The sequence below is a fragment of the Pseudacidovorax sp. genome, from assembly GCF_017991995.1.
Classification (GTDB): Bacteria; Pseudomonadota; Gammaproteobacteria; order Burkholderiales; family Burkholderiaceae_C; genus Xenophilus.
The window spans coordinates 115577-135682 of sequence record NZ_JAGOPN010000004.1; the positions used below are offsets into that span (position 1 = coordinate 115577).

Below are 20106 nucleotides of genomic sequence, written 5' to 3' on the forward strand. Positions count from 1 at the left end.
GGCAAAGGTCTGCGAAGGGCCGGACGGCATCGGCACCGCGCAGCGGCGTCCTGGTCGTCCGTTCCTTCTGACTGGGCCCGCGGCGCCAGCGCGCGGTCGGGTCCCGGGGTCATCGGCGCCGCAGCGCCGGGCGATCCTCAGTGCAGGATGCGCGGGCCGGGGTCGGAACCCGTTCCGGCGTCGAGCACGAAGGCGGCGATGGGCACGTCGAAGCGTTCGGCGTCCTCGCTCACCACGAAATAGCTGCCGCGCATCGTACCGCTGGCCGCCTTGAGCTGGCAGCCGCTGGTGTAGCGGAAGGACTGGCCCGGCGACAGCAGCGGCTGGCGCCCCACCACGCCCAGGCCGCGCACCTCCTGCACATGGCCGGAGATGTCCTCGATCACCCAGTGGCGGGCGATCAGCTGGATCGGGAACAGCGCCACGTTGGTCACGGTGATCGTGTAGGCGAAGGCGTAGAGCCCGGTTTCCGGCGAGGACTGCTCGGGCAGGTAGCGAGGCTCGACCTCGACGCGCATCGGGTGCTGGGGCATGGCGCGGAATGTTAACAACGCGGGTCTTCCGGCCGGGTCCGCGGGTCAAGGGCGGGCCTGCGGCGAGAATCCGCGTCCATGACGACGAGCCGCCCCACGACCCACCGCATCGCCCCGTCCATCCTCTCGGCCGACTTCGCCCGGCTGGGCGCCGAAGTGAGCGACGTGATCGCCGCCGGCGCCGACTGGATCCATTTCGACGTGATGGACAACCACTATGTGCCCAACCTCACCTTCGGCCCGATGGTGTGCGAGGCGCTCAAGCCGCACGCCAAAACGCCCGACGGCCGGCCGGTGCCCATCGACGTGCACCTGATGATCCAGCCGGTCGACGCCCTGGCCGCCGCCTTCGCCAAGGCCGGTGCCGACTACATCAGCTTCCACCCCGACGCCTCGCCGCATGTGCACCGCAGCATCCAGGCCATCCGCGCGGCCGGCTGCAAGCCGGGGCTGGTGTTCAACCCGGCGGCCTCGCTGGAGGTGCTGGACTGGACGCTGGACGAGATCGACCTGGTGCTGATCATGAGCGTCAATCCCGGCTTCGGCGGCCAGAGCTTCATCGACTCGGCGCTGCGCAAGATCGAGCTGGTGCGAAAGCGCATCGACGCCAGCGGCCGCGACATCCGGCTGGAGGTGGACGGTGGCATCAAGGCCGACAACATCGCCCGCGTGGCCGCCGCCGGCGCCGACACCTTCGTGGCCGGCAGCGCGATCTTCAACGCGCCCGACTACCGCACGGTGATCGACACCATGCGCGCCAACCTGGCCCGCTGAACGCCTTTCCATCTCCGGAGTCCGCCGTGACGCTCGAAGCCATCCTGGCCTACCTGCACCTGCTCGCCATCCTGACGATGGTGGTGTTCATCTCCAGCGAGGCCGCGCTGTGCCGCATCGAATGGCTCAACGCCAAGGCGGTGGAGCGGCTGGCCAAGGTCGACCTGATCTACGGCATTGCCGCCATCGCCGTGCTGGCCACCGGCTTGGTGCGCACCTTCCTGGGCGTCAAGGGCAGCGCCTGGTACTGGACCAACCCGCTGCTGCACGTGAAGGTGACGCTGTTCGTGATCGTGGGGCTGATCTCGATCTTCCCGACGCTGACCTTCCGCCGCTGGGTGCGCGCGCAGCGCCAGGGCGGCGCACTGCCCGGCGCCGAGGAGGTGCGCCGCACCCGCCGGCTGGTGATGGTGCAGGCGCACCTCATCGCGCTGATCCCGCTGTTCGCCGTCTTCCTGGCGCGCGGCTTCGGCAAGTAGGCGACGGCGCCCGGCAAAAAAGCCCGGCGTCGGCCGGGCTTCGTGGTCGTGGACGCGGGCGCCCGCCTCAGGCGGCCTTGGCGCTCAGGCATTCCTTCATGAAGGCCTTGCGCTCGTCGCCCTTGAGGGTCTTGGCCTTGGGGTCGGCGTTGCAGCTCTTCATCTTGTCCTGCTGCGTGGCGGCCTTGGCCGGCTTGGCCGACAGGCACTGCTTCATGAAGGCCTTGCGCTCGTCGCCCTTCTTGTCGCCGGCGTCGGCGTTGCAGGTCTTCATCTTGCTCTGCTGCGCGGTCGGCGCCTTCTCGGCGGCCGCTGCCGCCGGGGTGGGCGTCTGGGCGAAGGCGTTGAACGACAGGGCGGCGCCCAGGGCGATCAGGGAAGCGAGCTTTTTCATGGGTGGTTGTCCTTCCGGCTCAAGCGGCGCCCCTCGGGCACCGGCCCGGCGGCGCCAGGCTTTCATGCAACGCGGTTCACAAAGGTTGCGATGACGACGAACGATGAAACGAAAGTTTGCAATCGCACCAGCGCGAGGCGAGGCGAGGCGATGCGGAGCGCGGCGCGGCGCGGCGAGCGGCCTGACGTGCCGCCGGGTCAGCCCGCGCCGGTCGATCCGCCTGCGCCGGCCGGTGCCGTTCCGCGGCCGATGGCGTGCGCCCATTCCAGGGCCTCGGCCTGGGCCTGGTTGAACAGGGCCGGCGAGAGGTCGGGGTGGGCCTGCAGGGCCTGGGCCAGCCCTTGCAGGTTGCCGCTTTCGCTGGCCTGCGCCAGGGCCAGCAACTCGCCCAGCAGCCCGGCGCCGTCGCGCAGGGCCTGGTCGATGGCCGGGGCCAGCCGCAGCGGGCCGAGGATGTCTTCCATGGCCAGCCCCACCACGGCGGGCATGAGCGACATCATCCCCACCATGAAGGCACCATCTGCCAGGCCCGCATCGCGCGGACGCAGCAACTGGGCCGCCGATTCCATGAGCCGGCCGCGGGTGGCGGCCATCAGCAGCAGGGGGCTGGCCGTGCCACCCCGGGCATCGGCGGCAAACAGCAGCAGTTGCACCCAGCGCTGCAGGTGGCGGCGGCCCAGCACCTGGATCACGTCGCGCAGCGAGGTGACCGCGCGCGTGGCCCCGGCGCCTGCGGCGTTGGCCATGCGCAGCAGGTTCATGGTCAGGCCGGGCTCGGGCTTGAGCGTTTCCTCCAGCGCACCGCTGTCGGCATCGGCGCCCAGCTGACCCATCAGCCGGATCAGCGTGTGCTGCGAATGACCCAGGCGGCGGCCGGCGATGATCGTCGGCCGCGCGAAGTGGTAGCCCTGGAAGAGCGAGAAGCCCAGCGCCAGGCAGGCGTCGAACTGCTCGCGCCGCTCCACCTTCTCGGCCAGCAGCAGGACCGCCGGTGCCGCCGCGCGGAGGCGCCGCACCAGCGGAGCCACGGCATCCGCGGCGAGGGGCAGCAGGTCGACCTTGACCACGCGCGCCAGCGGCAGCAGGGCGGCCGTGCGGGCATCGAAGTCCACCACGTCGTCCAGCGCCAGCGTGAAGCCCGCCTCGCGCAGGTGCAGGCAGCGCTGCAGCACGGCTGGCGTGGCGGGGACCGACTCCAGGATCTCCAGCACCACCGCCTGGCGGGGCAGCAGCTCCAGCACGTCGCTGAAGAGCAATTGGGTGTCGACGTTGATATAGGCGGGATGACCGTCCAGGGCATGGGCCATGCCCAGTTCGGCGAAGGCGTTGACGATCACCGTGGCCGTGGCCTGGGCGCCGTCGAGCACCTGGGCACCCGCGGCATGGCCACTGCGGAACAGCAGTTCATAGGCGTGCAGTTGCTGGTCCCGTCCCAGGATGGGCTGGCGGCCGATGTAGAGGGCCTCCGCGGCGTCGTGGCGCATCTTTTTAGTGAATTTTTCTTAAAGGATCGTAAGCGCTTGCGCCCGGGGCGGCCTGGCACGCCCGCCTAAAATCCTTCGATGCTTACCGTCAAACAGGACCTTCTGGCGGCGCTGGCCCAGGTGCTCGAGCAATTCGAGCCGGGCGCCGGCAGCCGGGCGGCCTTCGAATCCCCCAAGGTCGCCGCCCATGGCGACCTGGCCTGCACCGCGGCCATGCAATTGGCCAAACCCCTCAAGAAGAACCCTCGCCAGCTCGGCGAAGAGCTGCGCAATGCGCTGCTCGACACGCCTGCGTACGCGCGCTGGGTCGATGCCATCGAGATCGCCGGCCCCGGCTTCCTCAACATCCGCCTCAAGCCGGCCGCCAAGCAGCAGGTGGTGCACGAGGTGCTCGACGCCGGTGCCGCCTTCGGCAGCCAGCCGGTGCGCCCGGACGAGAAGGTGCTGGTCGAATTCGTCTCGGCCAACCCGACCGGACCGCTGCACGTGGGCCACGGCCGGCAGGCCGCGCTGGGCGACGCCATCTGCAACCTGCTGACGACGCAGGGCCAGGCCGTCCACCGCGAGTTCTATTACAACGACGCGGGCGTTCAGATCGAGACGCTGACCAAGAGCACGCAGCTGCGCGCCAAGGGCTTCAAGCCGGGCGACGACTGCTGGCCCACCGACCCTGACAACCCCGCCAGCAAGGCCTTCTACAACGGCGACTACATCCAGGACATCGCCGACGACTTCCTGGCGAAGAAGACCGTCCGCGCCGACGACCGCGAATTCACCGCCAACGGCGACGTCAACGACACCGAGAACATCCGCCAGTTCGCCGTCGCCTACCTGCGCAACGAGCAGGACAAGGACCTGCAGGCCTTCAAGCTGCGCTTCGACCAGTACTACCTGGAGTCCAGCCTGTACACCAGCGGCCGGGTCGAGGCGACGGTGAACAAGCTGATCGAGGCCGGCAAGACCTACGAGCAGGACGGCGCCCTGTGGCTGCGCTCCACCGACTACGGCGACGACAAGGACCGGGTCATGCGCAAGAAGGATGGCACATACACCTATTTCGTGCCCGACGTCGCCTATCACATCGCCAAGTGGGAGCGCGGCTTCCACAAGGTGGTCAACATCCAGGGCGCCGACCACCACGGCACCATCGCCCGGGTGCGCGCCGGCCTGCAGGCGGCGGGTGTCGGCATTCCCGAGGGCTACCCCGACTACGTGCTGCACACCATGGTGCGCGTGGTGCGCGGCGGCCAGGAGGTCAAGATCAGCAAGCGCGCCGGCAGCTACGTCACGCTGCGCGACCTGATCGAATGGACCAGCACCGACGCCGTGCGCTTCTTCCTGCTCAGCCGCAAGCCCGACACCGAATACACCTTCGACGTCGACCTGGCCGTGGCTCAGAACAACGACAACCCGGTCTTCTACGTGCAGTACGCCCATGCGCGCATCTGCTCGGTGCTGGACAGGGAAGGCGTGGACGCCGCGGCGCTCAAGGGCACCGAACTGGCGCCGCTGGCCACCGAGGCCGCCCAGCCGCTGATGCTGCTGCTGGCCAAATACCCTGAGATGCTGGCCGCCGCCGCGCGCGACTTCGCGCCGCACGACGTCACCTTCTACCTGCGCGAACTGGCCGCGGCGTACCACAGCTATTACGACGCCGAGCGCATCCTGGTGGACGACGTGCCCACCAAGCGCGCCCGCCTGGCGCTGGTCGCCGCCTGCGCGCAGGTGCTGGCCAACGGCCTGTCGGTGCTGGGCGTCAGCGCGCCGCGCAAGATGTGAGAGCCCGCACAATCCCACCCCGGCGCGCCGGTGGCGCTGCAGCAGCAAGGCAATCCATGAGATCCAGACAACAGGGCAATTTCGCCATCGGCCTCATCGTCGGGCTCGTGCTCGGCCTGGGCGTGGCGCTCGGCGTGGCGGTGTACGTCACCAAGGTGCCGATCCCGTTCATGACCAAGACCCAGCCCCGCGCCGCCGAGCAGGACGAGGCCGAGGCCCGCAAGAACCGCGACTGGGACCCCAATTCGCCGCTGTATGGCAAGCAGCCGTCCAAGCCGCCGGCCACGCCGGGTGCGCCGGCCGGCGGCAATCCGCCCGTGACCACCGCCCCGCCGGTGCCGGCCATCGCCGCCCAGCCTGGCACCCCGCCCCAGGCCGCCACGCCGCCGACGGCCGTCACGCCGGCCATGCCGCGCGCGCCGCAGGCAGCCAATCCGCCGCCCTCGGCCGATCCGCTGGGCGACCTGGCCCGCGCGCGCGCCGGCCTGCCCGCCAGCGGCGGCGATGCGGCGTCCGACCCCTTCGTGTACTTCGTGCAGGCGGGTGCCTTCCGCACCAGCGACGACGCCGAGGCCCAGCGCGCCAAGCTCTCGCTGATGGGCGTGGAGGTGCGCGTCACCGAGCGTGAGCAGGCCGGCCGTCCCGTCTTCCGGGTGCGCGCGGGTCCGTACAGCAAGAAGGACGACGCTGACCGGCTGAAGGAACGACTGGACGGCGCCGGCTTCGACGCCGCCCTGGTGCGCGTCCAGCGCTGAGTGCCTTGCCCTGTTGCCGTCGGGCGCGGCAGATCGCCGGAACTCGCTGCCGCCCGACGTGCTCTGTGTCTGCATCCCTGTTGGAGAAATCGCTTGAAACGTCGTGACTTTTCGCTGGCCGCCGCGGCCGTGACGCTGGCCCCCCTGGCCCCCCTGGCGGCCCATGCCCAGACCCCCGCCTCCGCCTTCAAGGCCGGCAAGGACTACGTGACGCTGGGCAAGCCGGCCCCGGTCGATGCGCCGGCCGGCAAGGTCGAGGTGGCCGAGTTCTTCTCGTACAACTGCCCACACTGCGCTGCCTTCGAGCCCAAGCTCGAACCCTGGATCAAGAAGCTGCAGCCCTACGTGGCCTTCCGCCGCATCCCGGTGCCCTTCGTGGGCAACGACGTCGAGACCAAGCAGAAGCTCTACTACACGCTCGAGGCCATGGGCAAGGTCGACGAGTTCCAGATGAAGATCTTCCAGGCCATCCACGTCGACCGCCAACGCATCTTCGGCGACGCCGCCGTGATCGAGTGGGCCGGCAAGCAGCCTGGCCTGGACGCCAAGAAGTTCGAGGAAACCTTCAAGTCCTTCGGCGTCGCCGGCAAGGCCAAGCGTGCCAGCCAGATGACCGAGGCCTACCAGGTGGCCGGCGTGCCCGCCTTCGGGGTGGCCGGCCGCTACTATGTGGACGGCGACTTGGCCGGTTCGCTCGACCGCGCCCTGCAGATCGTGGAGGCCCTGGCGGCCGAATCGCGCAAGGGCTGAGCCGACGCCCCGCCCCAGCGCCCCGGCCCGCTTCGGCGGGCCTTTTCATTGCGGGTGTGCCGCGCGCCCTGCCGACGGTGCGCGCTACCGGAATGCAAGCGCGGGACATTCACCGCGGCCGCCGGTTTGAGACAAAGCCGGGCCTACAATCAAGAGCAAGTTCCGTGCCTTTATGACCCATCCCTCGCACTCCACGATCTCCCTTCCCTGGCGCCGCCTCGGCCGTGCCATGGTCCTCGTGGCCGCGCTGGGCCTGGCCGCCGCGGCCCAGGCCGAGAAGGCCGACCGCAACCAGCCGATGAACATCGAGGCCGACTCGCTGCGCTATGACGACCTGAAGCAGACCAGCATCTTCACGGGTCGGGTGGTGGTCACCAAGGGCACGCTGCTCATCCGCGGCACCCGCGTCGAGGTCCGGCAGGACCCGGAGGGCTACCAGTACGGCGTGGTCACCGCCGACCCGGGCCAGCGCGGCTACTTCAAGCAGCGCCGCGATGGCGGCAACGACGAGTGGATCGAGGGCGAGGGCGAGGTCATCGAGTACGACGGCCGCGCCGACACCGTCAAGTTCATCCGTCGCGCCGTCATGCGCCGGCTGACCGGCACCACCGTCACCGACGAGACCTCCGGCCCGCTGATCACCTACAACCAGACCAACGACACCTTCACCGTCAATGGCGCCCCGCCGCCGCCGGGCGGCACCCAGCAGCCGGGCGGCCGCGTGCGGGCCATCCTGTCGCCGCGCAGCACCGAGCCCACGCAGGTGCCGGCCCCCGGCCCGCGCACCGGCGCGCCGCTGCGCCAGAGCGGCTCGCTGTCGGGCCAGAACGGGGGCAGCCGGTGAGCGTCGCGGTGCCGGCGGGCGGCAGCCGGCTGCAGGCGCGTGGCCTGCAGAAGAGCTACGGCAGCCGCAAGGTGGTCAAGAACGTCTCGCTCGACGTGCAGAAGGGCGAGGTCGTCGGCCTGCTGGGCCCCAACGGCGCCGGCAAGACCACGTCCTTCTACATGATCGTCGGCCTGGTGCGGGCCGATGCTGGCCAGATCAGCATCGACGGCGAGGCCGTGGAGCACATGCCCATCCACCGCCGGGCGCGCATGGGCCTGTCGTACCTGCCGCAGGAGGCGTCGATCTTCCGCAAGCTGACGGTGCAGGAGAACGTGCGCGCCGTACTCGAACTGCAGGAGGAGCCCGACGCCCGCGGCCGCATGGCGCCCCTCTCGCGCGATCGCATCGAGCAGCGCCTGTCCGAGCTGCTGGCCGACCTGCGCGTCGACCACCTGCGCGACTCACCCGCCCTGGCCCTGTCGGGCGGCGAGCGGCGCCGGGTGGAGATCGCCCGTGCGCTGGCCACGCAGCCGCGCTTCATCCTGCTGGACGAGCCCTTCGCCGGCATCGACCCCATCGCCGTGATCGAGATCCAGCGGATCATCAGCTTCCTCAAGGAGCGCGGCATCGGCGTGCTGATTACCGACCACAACGTGCGCGAGACGCTGGGCATCTGCGACCACGCCTTCATCATCAGCGACGGCCAGGTGCTGGCGCAGGGCACGCCCTCCGAGATCGTCGACAACGCCGAGGTGCGCCGCGTGTACCTGGGCGAACACTTCCGGATGTAGCCAGGGTGCCTGTTTCCGCGTTCCGTCCTGCCGGCTCCTTTCCCGTCCTGCCAGCGGCTGCGCGCCCTGCGGGAGGCCGGCCATGAAGCAGGGCCTGTCGCTGCGCGTCTCGCAGCACCTGGCGCTCACGCCCCAGCTGCAGCAGTCGATCCGGCTGCTGCAGCTCTCGACGCTGGAGCTGAGCCAGGAGGTCGAGCAGATGCTCGACGACAACCCCTTCCTGGAGCGTCTGACCGAGGAGGCGCCGCGCGAGGAGTTCGGCCTGGAGGCGGCCGACGCCCCGGTGCCCCGCGACGAGCGCGAGGACGGCACCGACTACGCCGCGACGGCCAGCGCCAGCAGCACGTCGAGCAGCAGCGACACCGCCGTGGCAGAGGCCGACGCGCCCGCCACCGAGAGCGTCGACGCCGAGCCCGACTGGGACGGCGACGGCACCGTGGAGTTCTCGCCCGACGACAGCGAATGGGGCGGCGACGCCCCGGCGCGCAACAACAGCAGCAGCCAGGACGACGACGAGCGCGCCGACGCCACCGAGCTGGCGCGCAGCCAGGAGTCGCTGCAGGCCCACCTGCACCGCCAGGCGCTGTCGCTGCGCCTCACGCCCGAGGACTCGGCCGCGCTGCGCTTCCTGATCGAATCGCTCAACGACGACGGCTACCTGGAGGATTCGCTCCCGGCCCTGGCCTCGGCCCTGGCCGGCGACGACAACGACGAGTTCGACGAGTTGATCCACCACTTCCAGGTGGCGCTGGGCCTGCTGCAGAGCCTGGACCCGCTGGGCGTGGGCGCGCGCGACCTGGGCGAGTGCCTGGCCATCCAGCTGCGCGCCGGCGCCGACGCGGACGACAGCGACGAGGAAGACCAGGTCCGCAAGGTCGCCCTGGCCATCTGCAAGCAGCCCATGGACCTTCTGGCCAAGCGCGACTTCAAGCGCCTGGCCGTGCTCACCCGCAGCAACGAGGACCTGGTGCGCCAGGCGTCGCAACTGATCGCGCGGCTGGAGCCCAAGCCCGGGCGGCGCTTCGTCGATGTGGAGCGGCACGTGATCGTGCCCGACGTCATCGTCACCCGCAGCGGGCGCGGCAGCAACATCAAGTTCCGCGTGCAGCTCAACCCCGACGTGATGCCGCGGCTGCGCGTGCACGACATCTATGCCGGCGCGCTCAAGTCGCACAAGGGCGAGGGCAGCCAGGCCCTGAGCCAGCGGTTGCAGGAGGCGCGCTGGTTCATCAAGAACATCCAGCAGCGCTTCGACACCATCCTGCGCGTGTCCAACGCCATCGTGGAGCGGCAGAAGAACTTCTTCATCCACGGCGAGCTGGCCATGCGCCCGCTGGTGCTGCGCGAGATCGCCGACGAACTGGGCCTGCACGAGTCGACCATCAGCCGGGTGACCACTGCCAAGTACATGTCCACGCCCTTCGGCACGGTGGAGCTGAAGTATTTCTTCGGCTCGGCCCTGGGCACCGAGACCGGCGGCAATGCGTCCAGCACGGCCGTGCGGGCGCTGATCAAGCAGTTCGTGGGCTCGGAGAACGTCAAGAAGCCGCTGTCGGACAGCCAGATCTCGGACATGCTCAAGGAGCAGGGCATCGAATGCGCGCGCCGCACGGTGGCCAAGTACCGCGAGGCGCTGCGCATCGCGCCGGCCAATCTGCGCAAGGCGCTCTAGGAGCCGCCTTGTTCCTGGCCTGCACGCGGGCCGGGGCTTCCGATCGGCGTGCCGGCGAATCGCGGTGGCCGGCCACCTCATTTTTTCGGACGACGAAGCCGTGAACGAACTGATCCTTTTTCTGCCCTGCGCCGCCGGCGTGGAAGACCTCCTGGCCGCCGAGGTGCATGCCATCACCGGCCGCAGCGGCGACGACCTGCGGGTGCTGCGCGGCGGTGTGCGGGTGATGGGCGCCTGGCGCGACGTGCAGGCGCTCAACCTCAAGAGCCGGCTGGCGCAGCGGGTGCTGGTGCAGCTGGCGCACCGGCCCTATCGCAGCGAGGCCGACCTGTACGAAGCCGCCTCGGGCATCGCCTGGGAGATGTGGTTCCAGCCGCGGCAGACCTTCAAGGTCGAGCTCACGGCGCAGGGCAGCCCGCTCCAGAGCCTCAACTTCGCCACGCTCAAGATCAAGGACGCCATCGCCGACCGCTTCCGCGCCCGCGCCGGCGGCGTGCGGCCCAGCGTGGAGACGCGCTTTCCCGATGTGCGCGTCTTCGCCCACCTGACGGCGGAGGACGTGACGCTCTACATCGACACCAGCGGCGAGCCGCTGTTCAAGCGCGGCTGGCGCGTGGACAAGGGCGACGCCCCGCTCAAGGAGACCCTGGCCGCCGCCATGCTGGCCGCCAGCGGCTGGTGGGATCCGGAGACCGGTGCCGTCTCCGAGCAGCCGCTGTACGACCCCTGCTGCGGCAGCGGCACCATCCCCATCGAGGCGGCGCTGCTGGCGGCCGGCGTGCCGGCCGGCGCCTCACGGCGCTTCGGCTTCGAGGCGCTGCTGCTGCACCGCGCCGAGCTGTGGCGCGCGATGCGCGAAGAGGCGCTGGCGCAGGCCGACGCGCGACCGGCAGGGCCGGTGCGGGTCTTCGGCAGCGACGTGTCGCACCGCATGGTCGACTTCGCGCAGCGCAACGCCGAGCGCGCCGGCGTGACCGACCGGTTGCAACTGCGCGGCGGCGATGCGCTGCAGCGCATGCCGCCGGTCGAGGGCGGCGGCGTGATCCTGCTCAACCCGCCGTATGGCGAGCGCATCGCCGTGGGCGGCGTCGCCGGCGCCAACGCGGGGCGGCGCGGGCCGGGCGGGCGCGAGGTGGCGCAGACCGAATCGGGCGCCGACGGCGGCGATGATTTCTTTCCTCAGCTGGCGACGCACTGGAAGCGCAACTTCGCCGGTTGGACGGCCTGGGTGCTCACGCCCGACATGAAGCTGCCGCAGCGCATGCGCCTGAAGGAGTCGCGCCGCGTGCCGATGTGGAACGGGCCCATCGAATGCCGGCTGCTGCGCTTCGACATGGTGGCGGGTTCGGCGCGCACGGCGCCCGCGGCATGACGCCGCGTCAGGGACGCGCGCGGTGAGCCGCATGGCGGCGGACATGGGCGGGCCGGTCTCGTCGGCTGCGGGCGGTGCCGAGGTGGATGCCGCTGCGCAACCCGAAGTGACCGCCGTGGTCATCGACACCAACATCGTGCTCGACCTCTTCGTCTTCGACGATGCTGCCGCCAGGCCGCTGCGTGCGGCGCTGGAGGCCGGCCAGCACCGGTGGCTGGCGGCGGCCCCGATGCGTGTCGAGCTGGCCCGCGTGCTGGACTATCCGCAGATCGCGCCGCGGCGGGCCTTCTACGGCCTGTCGGTGGACGACGTGCTGGCCTGTTTCGACCGGCATGCGCAGCTGCAGCCGCCTGCGGCCAAGGCGCCCTTCACCTGCGCCGACCCGGACGACCAGGTGTTCATCGACCTGGCCGTGGCGCACCGGGCGCGGCTGCTGAGCAAGGACAAGGCCGTGCGGGCGATGCGCAAGCGGTTGGCGGGGCTGGGCGTGGAACTCTGGCCCTGAGTCGCTGCGCTGGCTGTGTGGGTTGCGTGGGTTTCGTCAGATGTGTGGGTTGTGCGGACGCACCTGCGATCGGGGCGCTAACCCGGCAGAGGGTGCCGGCATGCGCGCTCCCGGTGCACGCTCGCGCTGACCGGCTTGTCGCGCAAGCGGGGTGCTCGCTCTCCACCGACGCGCCTTGCACACTGCACGGCGCCGCGAATGGCACCTCCGCACGCACACCGGCACCCTCCGCCTTGACGCTGCGCGCGAACGGCCGGGTTCGGCCGCCCGGGTCCTAACTCCGTTCGCCCTGAGCTTGTCAAAGGGCAGAAGGGCGCGGGGCGCATGTGCCCGGCGCTGCTTGACTCGCCTGTGTGCTGCCCATAGGGGCGAGGCTTCGACAGGCTCAGCCCGAACGGGTTGGGTTGACCGGCCGGCATTGTCTCCAGGACCCCAGGACCCCAAGGGCCCACGACCCCACGACCCCACGACCCACGACCCACGACCCACAACCCCACAACCCCACAACCCCACAACCCCAAGGGCCCCAGGACCTCAGGACCTCAGGAGCCGAAGGACGCAAAGGACTCAAAGGACTCAAAGGACTCAAAGGACTCAAAGGACTCAAAGGACTCAAAGGACTCAAAGGACCAGGACCCAAAGAATGCCAAGGCCCGGAAAACGGGAGGGCTCGGGCGCAGCGTCGAGGCGGAGGATGACGGTGTGCGTGCGGAGGTGCCATTCGCGGCGCCGTGCAGTGCGCAAGGCGCGTCGGTGGAGAGCGAGCACCCCGCTTGCGCGACAAGCCGGTCGGCGCGAGCGTGCACCGGGAGCGCGCATGCCGTCGTCCTCTGCCGGGTTACCGTCCCAGCCGCTGATGCCGCTGATGCCGCTGATGCCGCTGATGCCACGGATACACATGGCGATCCCGACGTCGCCAAGCCCCCGTAACGGCGAAGCTCAGAGCAGCACCGGCAGATCCGGCAACTCGTTCATGCGCCGCGGCGCCTCGGCGTCGTCCTCGGCAGGAAAGTGCGTCACCAGCAGCGCCGAGACCTCTTCCAGCGCCTGCGTCAGCCCGTCCTCGAAGCGGCCCTCGCGGAAGGCGCCCTTCATGCGCTGCGCCATGGCGGCCCATTCGGCGGCGTCCACATGGGCGTCGATGCCGCGGTCGGCCAGGATCTCGATGGCATGGTCGGCCACCAGCAGGTAGATGAGCACACCGTTGTTCTGCGCCGTGTCCCACACCCGCAGCTTGCCGAACAGCGTGACGGCGCGGTCGCGGGCACTGGCGCCGCGGCGGATGTAGCTCCAGGGCAGGCCGGCCTCGACGCAGATGCGCACCTGGCCCGTGTGGCGCGCCTCGCTGGCCGCCACGCGTCGGCCCAGGCGCTTCACGGCCTCGGGCGGCAGCAGGCGCCGAACGTCGTGCTCGTCGTGCCAGCGGTGGCGCCACAGGCGCGCCAGGCGGGCCATGAGGCCGGGGCGCGGGGTCTGGGCGGTATCGGTGTTCGTCGTCATCACCAGTCTCCCGAGGCGCCGCCGCCACCGAAATCGCCCCCACCGCCCGAGCTGAAGCCGCTGCCGGAACTGCCGCTGCTCCAGCCGCCGCCTCCACTTCCACCACCGGACCAGCCGCCCGACCAGCCGCCGCTGGAGCCGCCGTGGCCCCCAAGGCCGGAGCCTGCGCGGTGGCCCGTCACGAAGGCGAGCACCAGGGCGGCGACCGTCGCCAGCGCGGCCACCACCAGGCTGGTGGTGACGATGAACACCGCCACGCCAGCCAGCCCGCCGGTGGCCAGCGGCCCCAGCTTGTTGCCCAGCAGGCTGCGCAGGAGCGGGCCGCCCAGCACCACGCCGAAGAAGACAAAGACCGCCAGGTCCTCCCAGTCGACGTCCAGCAGGCCTTGCCTCTGCACAGTGTGCGACTGGGGCATCGGGAGCGGCAGGGCCTCGTTCTCGATGCGCGCGATCAGCGCATCGGCGGCGGCCTCCAGGCCGCCGGCGAAGTCGCCGGTGCGGAAGGCCGGCTTCATCTGCTGATCGACGATGCGGGCCGCCGCCAGATCGGGCACGGCGCCTTCCAGCGTCTTGGCCACCTCGATGCGCATGCGGCGCTCGTCCTTGGCCACGATCACCAGCACGCCGTCGCCGACCTCGCGGCGGCCGATCTTCCAGGCATTGGCCACGCGGTTGGCATAGGCCGCGATGTCCTCGGGCGCCGTGGCCGGCACCATCAGCACCACGATCTGCGAGCCCTTGCGCTGTTCGAACTCGGCCAGCTTGGCATCCAGCGCCTGCGCCTCAGTGGTCGTGAGCGTGCCGGTCTGGTCGATCACGCGTGCCGTAAGCGCGGGCACCGGCAGCAGGCCCTGCGCCCAAACGGCCGCCATGAAAGCCATGTTCAGGCACAGCGCGGCCAGTACAGCCCAGAAGGCATACCAGACTGCGCCGCGCGCCCGGGGCGCAGCGAAGGCGGGGAACACCGCGGAACCGGCTTTGCCGGGCCGCTGGTGTTGCCCCCTGGAAGGGGGTTGGCGGAGCGACACGAAGTGCGCGAAGACTGGGGGTGGGCCTATTTTTTGTTGAAGTCCACCACAGGCGGCTTGGAGATCTCGGCCTCGTTCTGCACGCTGAAGTTGGGCTTGGGTTCGTAGCTGAACACCTTGGCCGTCAGGTTGGTCGGGAAACTGCGGGCCAGCACGTTGTACTCCTCCACCGTCTGGATGTAGCGGTTGCGGGCCACGGTGATGCGGTTCTCGGTGCCCTCGAGCGTCACGCGCAGGTCGCGGAAGCCCTGGTTGGCCTGCAGCTGCGGATAGCGCTCGGCCACCACCATCAGCCGCGACAGAGCGCTGGAGAGCTCGCCCTGCGCCTGCTGGAACTTGTTGAAGGCCTCGGGGTTGTTCAGCGTCTCGGGCGTGACCTGGATCGAGGTGGCCTTGGCCCGGGCCTCGACCACGCGCGTGAGCGTCTCTTGCTCGAAGTTGGCCTCGCCCTTGACCGAGGCCACGATGTTGGGCACGAGGTCGGCGCGGCGCTGGTACTGGTTGAGCACCTCGCTCCAGGCGGCCTTGCTGGCCTCGTCCAGGCGCTGGAAGTCGTTGTAGCCGCAGCCCGAGAGCAGGGTGGTGGCGGCAAGAAGAAGGGCGCAAAGCCAGCGGGTCATCGAACCTCCTTGAAAAGCATGGACGGCGGTGCGGCTGGGCGGACGGCAAAGAAGCGCCGTGCGCCGCGCACCCCCGTGGAGCGGCGACAGTAGCATAGGCCGATGGCCCTCGACCCCCTCCAAGCCCTGCAGGCCGCCAGTCGGCCGATGGCGCGTCCGCCTGCCCTCCAGACACTGCTGATCGCCGGCGCCACCGGCCTGCTGGGGGCCGAGCTGGTCCATCGCCTCGGTGGCGGGGGCGGCTATGCCCGCGTGGGCGTGCTGGCCGGCCAGCCCTTGCGCGAGGGGCTGCGCGGCATCCAGCCGGTGGTGGTGCCGGACGACCGGCCGCCCGCCGAATGGCCTCGCCTGCCGGTGGACATCGGCATCGTCGCCTTCGACCCGCCGCGGCTGCACCATGGCCGCGAGCGGGCGCTGTGGGCGGCCGACCCCGCGCAACTCCTGGCCATCGCCATCTGGCTGCGCGCCTGCGGTGCACACACGCTGGCCGTGGTGCAGCCGCACGACGCGGGCCGTCTGCCCGATGCGCTCAAGCGCGGCCTGGCCAACCTCGACGAGCATGCGCTGGCCGGGCTCGGCTTCGAGCGGCTGCTGCTGTTTCGCGCCGCGCGCAAGCCGGCGGACTTGGTGCACGGCCTGCTCCCCGGCCTGGCGCACTGGATGCTGTCGAGCCTGCGTTTCATGGTGCCGGCCACCGACCGGCCGGTGCGCGCCGTCAAGGTGGCCGAGCTGCTGGACGAGGCGCTGCGCATCGCGCCGCCCGGCATGCATGTGGCCGCGCCGGAGGTGGTGTGGGCCGCCTCGCAGCAGGACGCCCGCACGGTCGCCGCGCGCTGGCTGCTGGGCGAGGCGCCCGATGGCAGCGACGCGCCGCGGCCCGCCCGTGATGCCTGGAAGTCGCCTTAGTCAGGCGACGCCGCCGAACCAGCCCCTCAGCCGAAGCGCAGCGTGCGCAAGCCCACGCTGCGGTCGATCCACACCACCGCCGCCAGCGTCAGCACGATGCTCACCGTGGACACGGCGGCGGCCGTCGGGTCGAAGTCCCAGCGCAGGTAGTCGAAGAGCTGCAGCGGCAGCGTCGTCATGCCGACGCCCTTGAGCAGCAACGACATGTTGAACAGGTCGAAGGAGATCACGAAGGCGAACAGCGCGCCGGTGATCAGTCCCGGCTTGATGAGCGGCAGCGTCACGCGCGCGAAGGCCCGCACCGGGGAGGCGCCCAGGCTGCGTGCCGCCTGCTCCAGCGAGGCGTCCTGGTTGTAGAGCGCCGAGGCCACGTTGGTGAAGACGTAGGGCAGCGTCACCAGCACATGGCCCACCACCAGCCCGAACACGGTGCGCGTGCCGATGCCCGTCGCGTACAGGAAGAACAGCAGCGCGATGGCGGTGAGGATCTCCGGCAGCATCAGCGGCATCATGAGCAGCAGCCGCAGCGCCTCGCGCGTGCGCGTGGCATGGCGCACCACGTACAGCGCCGCGCCGGTGCCGATCAGTGTGGCCCCCACCGTGGCAGCCGCCGCCAGCGCGAGCGAGGTGCCCATGGCCCGCATGAAGCCCTCGTTGGCAAAGAGCGCGCCGAACCAGCGCAGCGACAGGCCCTGCGGCGGAAAGGTCAGGAACTCGCCCGCGTTGAGCGACATGAGCACGATCACCACGATCGGCAGCAGCAGGAAGGCATACACCGCGCCGATGAAGACGCGCAGCAGCGTGTCCATCGCGCGGTCGGCCACCATCGATCCGTTCATGCCAGTCCCCTCGAAAGCCGGCGCGTCAGCCGCGCATAGGCGGCCACCGCGAGCATGCCGCAGGCCGTGAGCACCAGCGCCTGCGCGGCGCCCGCGGGCCACTGGAAGTTGTCGATCAGGCTCTGCACCACCAGCACCGACACCGTCTTGACCTGCGCCCCGCCCAGCATGACCGGTGTGACATAGGCGCTGAGCGTGAGCACGAAGACCAGCACCGTGCCGGCCTGGATGCCGGGCCACGACAGCGGCAGCGACACGCGCAGGAAGGCGCGCAGCCGCGAGGCACCCAGCGAGCGCGCGGCGGCCTCCAGGCTCGGGTCGATGCCCTGGATCACGCCCACCAGCGGCAGGATCATGAAGGGCAGGAACACGTGGACGAGCGCGATCGTCACGCCCAGGCGGTTGTTCATCAGCTGCAGGCCGGTGTCGATCCAGCCGAGGTCGATCAGCGCGCGGTTGATCACGCCGTTGCCCGACAGCAGGATCAGCCAGCCGAAGCTGCGCACCACCACGCCCACCAGCAACGGCGAGAGCACCAGCACATACAGCAGCCCCGCCCAGCGCGAGCGGCTGCGCGCCAGGTGGAAGGCCACCGGATAACCCAGCAGCAGGCAGATGGGCGTCACCGTCAGGCCCAGCAGCAGCGTGTCGCCCAGCACGCCGAGCAGGTAGCCGTCGGTCAATACGCGCGTGTAGTTGCCCAGCGTGAAGCCCGCGCCGTAGGGCGCCCCGACGGCCGGCGGGCGCAGGCTCATCAGCACGATGTTCAGGTAGGGCAGCAGCAGGAAGACGCCCAGCAGCACCAGCGCGGGGGCGATCAGCCAGAAGGCGCGGCTGCGCGGCGCGGACGCCGCCGTGGCGGCGGGCAGCGCGGTGGGCGCGGCGAGCGTTGACGCGCTCATCCCGGAATGACCCAGGCATGCCCGGGCTCGAAGGCCAGGCCGCAGTGCGCGCCTTCGGGCATGCGTCCGCCGGGTGGCGTCTGCACCAGCAGGGTCTGGCCGCCAGCGGCCTCCACCACATGCTCGACCGTGCTGCCCAGGAAGTAGCTGCGTGCCACACGGCCCGCATAGGGGCCGTCGGCACGGAAGTGGATGGCCTCGGGCCGCAGCGTCACCTGCACGGTCTGGCCGGGCTCCAGCGCTTCGTGGAAGGCGGCCTCGACCGGGCCCAGGGCGGTGTCGACCGCATGCACCGGCCGCGGACCGGGCCCGGGCACGATGGCGCGCACGCGCCCTTCGATGAGGTTGGAGCGGCCGATGAAACGGGCCACCTCCACACTGAGGGGCCGCAGGTAGATGGCCTCCGGCACGTCGAACTGCTGCAGCTGGCCGCCTAGCATCACGGCCACGCGGTCGGACATGACCATCGCCTCGGCCTGGTCGTGCGTCACATAGAGCGTGGTGATGCCCACGCGGCGCTGCAGGTCGCGGATGAACACCCGCATGTCCTCGCGCAGCACGGCGTCCAGGTTGGCCAGCGGCTCGTCCAGCAGCAGCAGGCGCGGCTCGATCACCAGGGCGCGTGCCAGCGCCACGCGCTGCTGCTGACCGCCGGAGAGCTGGCGCGGAAAACGCTCGGCCAGCGCCCCCAGCTGCACCATGCCCAGCACCGCCTCGACCCGGCGCGCGATCTCGGCGCGCGGCACGCCGCGCATCTCCAGGCCGAAGGCCAGGTTGCGCCGCACCGTCAGGTGCGGAAAGAGCGCGTAGTTCTGGAACACCATGCCGATGTCGCGCTTCTCGGGCGGCAGGCCGGTGATGTCCTCACCGTCGATGCAGATGCGCCCGGCCTCCGGATGCTCGAAGCCGGCCACGCAGCGCAGCGTGGTGGTCTTGCCGCAGCCGCTCGGGCCCAGCACGGAGATGAACTCACCCTCGCGGGTGGCCAGGTCCAGCGAATGGATGGCCACATGGCCGGCATAGCGCTTGTGCAGCCCCTCGATGGACAGCCGCGTGGTGCGCCGGCCGGCTGTGCGCGCGGTGGACATCGCCGCCTCGGGCGGCGCGGACAGGACCGCGCTCACTTGATTTCCCGGTTCCAGCGATCCGTGATCGCCGGCAGCTGCGGGTTCACCTTCGCCCAGTCGAACTGCACGATGGAGGACATGGCCTTGCCGCTGATCGGCACGTCGGCGGCCAGCGCCGGCTCCAGCTTCACCTGCGTGTTGGTGGGCGAGGTGAAGAACTCCTTGGCCATCGACTCCTGCACCTCGGGCCGCAGGATGAAGTTGAGGTACTGGTAGGCCGCTTCCTTGTCGGGCGCGTGCTTGAGGATGTTGAAGGACTGCTCGAAGGCCACCACGCCTTCGCTGGGCACCACCATCTCGACCGGCACGCCCTTCTTCTTGAGCGCCACGATCTCGGGGAAGTCGATCACGGCCACGGTGACGTCGCCGCGCGTGAGCATGGTCGACAGCGTGCCGCTCCAGTCGGCCTGCTGGAAGGGCAGCAGCTTCTTGATCTCGACGAAGGCGCGGTCGATGGCGTCCTGCGAGCCGCCGTAGATCTTGGCGGTCATCAGCAGGAACAGCATGGCCGCCGTGTTGCCGATCTGGTAGAGGCCGATCTTGCCCTTGAACTCGGGGTTGTTCCAGAGATCGGCCCAGGACTTGGGTGGCGTCTTGACCAGGTCCTTGCGGTAGCCGATGCCGATGGTGGAGACGATGCCGCGCACGCCGTTGTCGCCCGGGTTGCGCATGTTGGGGTAGACATGGGCCAGGTTGGGCACCTTGGCGGCGGGGATGGGCTCGAAGTAGCCCTCGCCGCGCACCACGCTGGCGATGTTCTCGTTGACCATGAGCACGCTGTAGGGCGGCTTCTCGATGCCGGCGGCGCGCAGGTTGGCGATGAAGTTCTTGCCCAGGCCCACATCCAGCGTCGGCTTGACGCCGCTGATCTTCTCGAAGGCGGGCATCAGATCGGTGCGCCAGAACTTCTCCCAGCGGCCACCGTAGGTGTTGATCACCAGCGGCGCGGCTGCGAGGGAGGGGAAGGCGGGCAGGCCGAGGGCGGCGGCGGTGCCCAGGCCACGGGCCAGCAGGTCGCGGCGGTTGATCGGAAAGGTCATGACAGCACTCCGGAACATTGAGGGAAGAGG

Annotated in this window: 21 protein-coding genes; 11 read left to right on the forward strand and 10 right to left on the reverse strand. The window is 70.3% G+C overall.

Features of this window, described 5'->3' with window-relative positions:
* Positions 1–137: 137 nt before the first annotated feature.
* The gene (gene apaG / locus KBC94_RS07035; protein WP_017762174.1) at positions 138–533 is read right to left on the reverse strand and encodes a Co2+/Mg2+ efflux protein ApaG; all 396 of its coding nucleotides are present in this window, start codon (positions 531–533) and stop codon (positions 138–140) included.
* Positions 534–611: 78 nt separating this feature from the next.
* Here apaG and rpe point away from each other — a divergent pair, with 78 nt between their 5' ends.
* On the forward strand, positions 612–1307 hold the full coding sequence (gene rpe / locus KBC94_RS07040) for a ribulose-phosphate 3-epimerase (protein ID WP_294367887.1): 696 nt from the start codon (positions 612–614) through the stop codon (positions 1305–1307).
* Between the two features lie 26 nt (positions 1308–1333).
* Positions 1334–1786 carry a DUF2214 family protein gene (locus KBC94_RS07045; RefSeq protein ID WP_294367888.1) on the forward strand — a complete coding sequence of 151 codons (453 nt, stop codon included), beginning with the start codon at positions 1334–1336 and terminating at the stop codon, positions 1784–1786.
* A gap of 67 nt (positions 1787–1853) precedes the next feature.
* Here the strand turns inward: KBC94_RS07045 and KBC94_RS07050 are convergent, their stop codons facing one another.
* Together KBC94_RS07050 and KBC94_RS07055 are read right to left on the reverse strand one after the other, a co-directional pair.
* Positions 1854–2180, reverse strand: coding sequence for a PsiF family protein (locus KBC94_RS07050; protein ID WP_294367890.1), 327 nt, complete (start codon positions 2178–2180; stop codon positions 1854–1856).
* Positions 2181–2377: 197 nt separating this feature from the next.
* Complete coding sequence (locus tag KBC94_RS07055) at positions 2378–3664, reverse strand: EAL domain-containing protein (RefSeq protein WP_294367892.1); 1287 nt, start codon at positions 3662–3664, stop codon at positions 2378–2380.
* 78 nt (positions 3665–3742) lie between these two features.
* Between KBC94_RS07055 and argS the strand changes: the two genes are divergently transcribed.
* The 8 genes from argS (at position 3743) to KBC94_RS07095 (ending at position 12114) form a co-directional block, all read left to right on the forward strand.
* Entirely contained in the window at positions 3743–5443 is a 1701-nt protein-coding gene (gene argS, locus KBC94_RS07060; protein WP_294367895.1) for an arginine--tRNA ligase, read from the forward strand.
* Positions 5444–5499: 56 nt separating this feature from the next.
* The gene (locus KBC94_RS07065; protein ID WP_294367897.1) at positions 5500–6198 is read left to right on the forward strand and encodes an SPOR domain-containing protein; all 699 of its coding nucleotides are present in this window, start codon (positions 5500–5502) and stop codon (positions 6196–6198) included.
* Positions 6199–6291: 93 nt separating this feature from the next.
* Entirely contained in the window at positions 6292–6948 is a 657-nt protein-coding gene (locus KBC94_RS07070; protein ID WP_294367899.1) for a thiol:disulfide interchange protein DsbA/DsbL, read from the forward strand.
* Positions 6949–7120: 172 nt separating this feature from the next.
* Complete coding sequence (lptA, locus tag KBC94_RS07075; RefSeq protein WP_294367902.1) at positions 7121–7792, forward strand: lipopolysaccharide transport periplasmic protein LptA; 672 nt, start codon at positions 7121–7123, stop codon at positions 7790–7792.
* Entirely contained in the window at positions 7789–8565 is a 777-nt protein-coding gene (gene lptB, locus KBC94_RS07080) for an LPS export ABC transporter ATP-binding protein (RefSeq protein ID WP_234193175.1), read from the forward strand. Before lptA ends, lptB begins: the two co-directional genes overlap by 4 nt.
* An 82-nt stretch (positions 8566–8647) precedes the next feature.
* Positions 8648–10237, forward strand: coding sequence for an RNA polymerase factor sigma-54 (locus KBC94_RS07085; protein WP_294367907.1), 1590 nt, complete (start codon positions 8648–8650; stop codon positions 10235–10237).
* 100 nt (positions 10238–10337) lie between these two features.
* Complete coding sequence (locus KBC94_RS07090) at positions 10338–11609, forward strand: THUMP domain-containing protein (protein ID WP_294367909.1); 1272 nt, start codon at positions 10338–10340, stop codon at positions 11607–11609.
* A gap of 31 nt (positions 11610–11640) precedes the next feature.
* A complete protein-coding gene (locus KBC94_RS07095) occupies positions 11641–12114 on the forward strand; it encodes a putative toxin-antitoxin system toxin component, PIN family (RefSeq protein WP_294368406.1) in 474 nt (157 codons plus the stop codon).
* A 939-nt stretch (positions 12115–13053) separates the two neighbouring features.
* On the opposite strand, the gene KBC94_RS07100 is transcribed toward KBC94_RS07095, so the two are convergent.
* From KBC94_RS07100 to KBC94_RS07110, 3 genes are all read right to left on the reverse strand, one after another.
* The gene (locus tag KBC94_RS07100) at positions 13054–13614 is read right to left on the reverse strand and encodes a TPM domain-containing protein (protein ID WP_294367912.1); all 561 of its coding nucleotides are present in this window, start codon (positions 13612–13614) and stop codon (positions 13054–13056) included.
* A complete protein-coding gene (locus KBC94_RS07105; RefSeq protein ID WP_294367915.1) occupies positions 13614–14486 on the reverse strand; it encodes a TPM domain-containing protein in 873 nt (290 codons plus the stop codon). The genes KBC94_RS07100 and KBC94_RS07105 overlap by 1 nt, the downstream gene beginning before the upstream one ends.
* A gap of 182 nt (positions 14487–14668) precedes the next feature.
* Positions 14669–15262, reverse strand: coding sequence for a LemA family protein (locus tag KBC94_RS07110; protein ID WP_294367917.1), 594 nt, complete (start codon positions 15260–15262; stop codon positions 14669–14671).
* Positions 15263–15364: 102 nt separating this feature from the next.
* Here KBC94_RS07110 and KBC94_RS07115 point away from each other — a divergent pair, with 102 nt between their 5' ends.
* On the forward strand, positions 15365–16168 hold the full coding sequence (locus tag KBC94_RS07115) for a hypothetical protein (protein ID WP_294367920.1): 804 nt from the start codon (positions 15365–15367) through the stop codon (positions 16166–16168).
* 26 nt (positions 16169–16194) lie between these two features.
* On the opposite strand, the gene KBC94_RS07120 is transcribed toward KBC94_RS07115, so the two are convergent.
* The 4 genes from KBC94_RS07120 to KBC94_RS07135 are packed head-to-tail and all read right to left on the reverse strand — an operon-like array spanning position 16195 to position 20076.
* Complete coding sequence (locus KBC94_RS07120) at positions 16195–17007, reverse strand: ABC transporter permease (RefSeq protein WP_294367923.1); 813 nt, start codon at positions 17005–17007, stop codon at positions 16195–16197.
* Positions 17004–17909: an ABC transporter permease gene (locus KBC94_RS07125; protein ID WP_294367926.1), complete on the reverse strand. Its 906-nt coding sequence runs from the start codon at positions 17907–17909 to the stop codon at positions 17004–17006. The genes KBC94_RS07120 and KBC94_RS07125 overlap by 4 nt, the downstream gene beginning before the upstream one ends.
* The gene (locus KBC94_RS07130) at positions 17906–19033 is read right to left on the reverse strand and encodes an ABC transporter ATP-binding protein (protein ID WP_294367928.1); all 1128 of its coding nucleotides are present in this window, start codon (positions 19031–19033) and stop codon (positions 17906–17908) included. The genes KBC94_RS07125 and KBC94_RS07130 overlap by 4 nt, the downstream gene beginning before the upstream one ends.
* Positions 19030–20076, reverse strand: a complete 1047-nt coding sequence (locus KBC94_RS07135) for a PotD/PotF family extracellular solute-binding protein (RefSeq protein WP_294367929.1) — start codon at positions 20074–20076, stop codon at positions 19030–19032. Before KBC94_RS07135 ends, KBC94_RS07130 begins: the two co-directional genes overlap by 4 nt.
* Positions 20077–20106 lie beyond the last annotated feature (30 nt).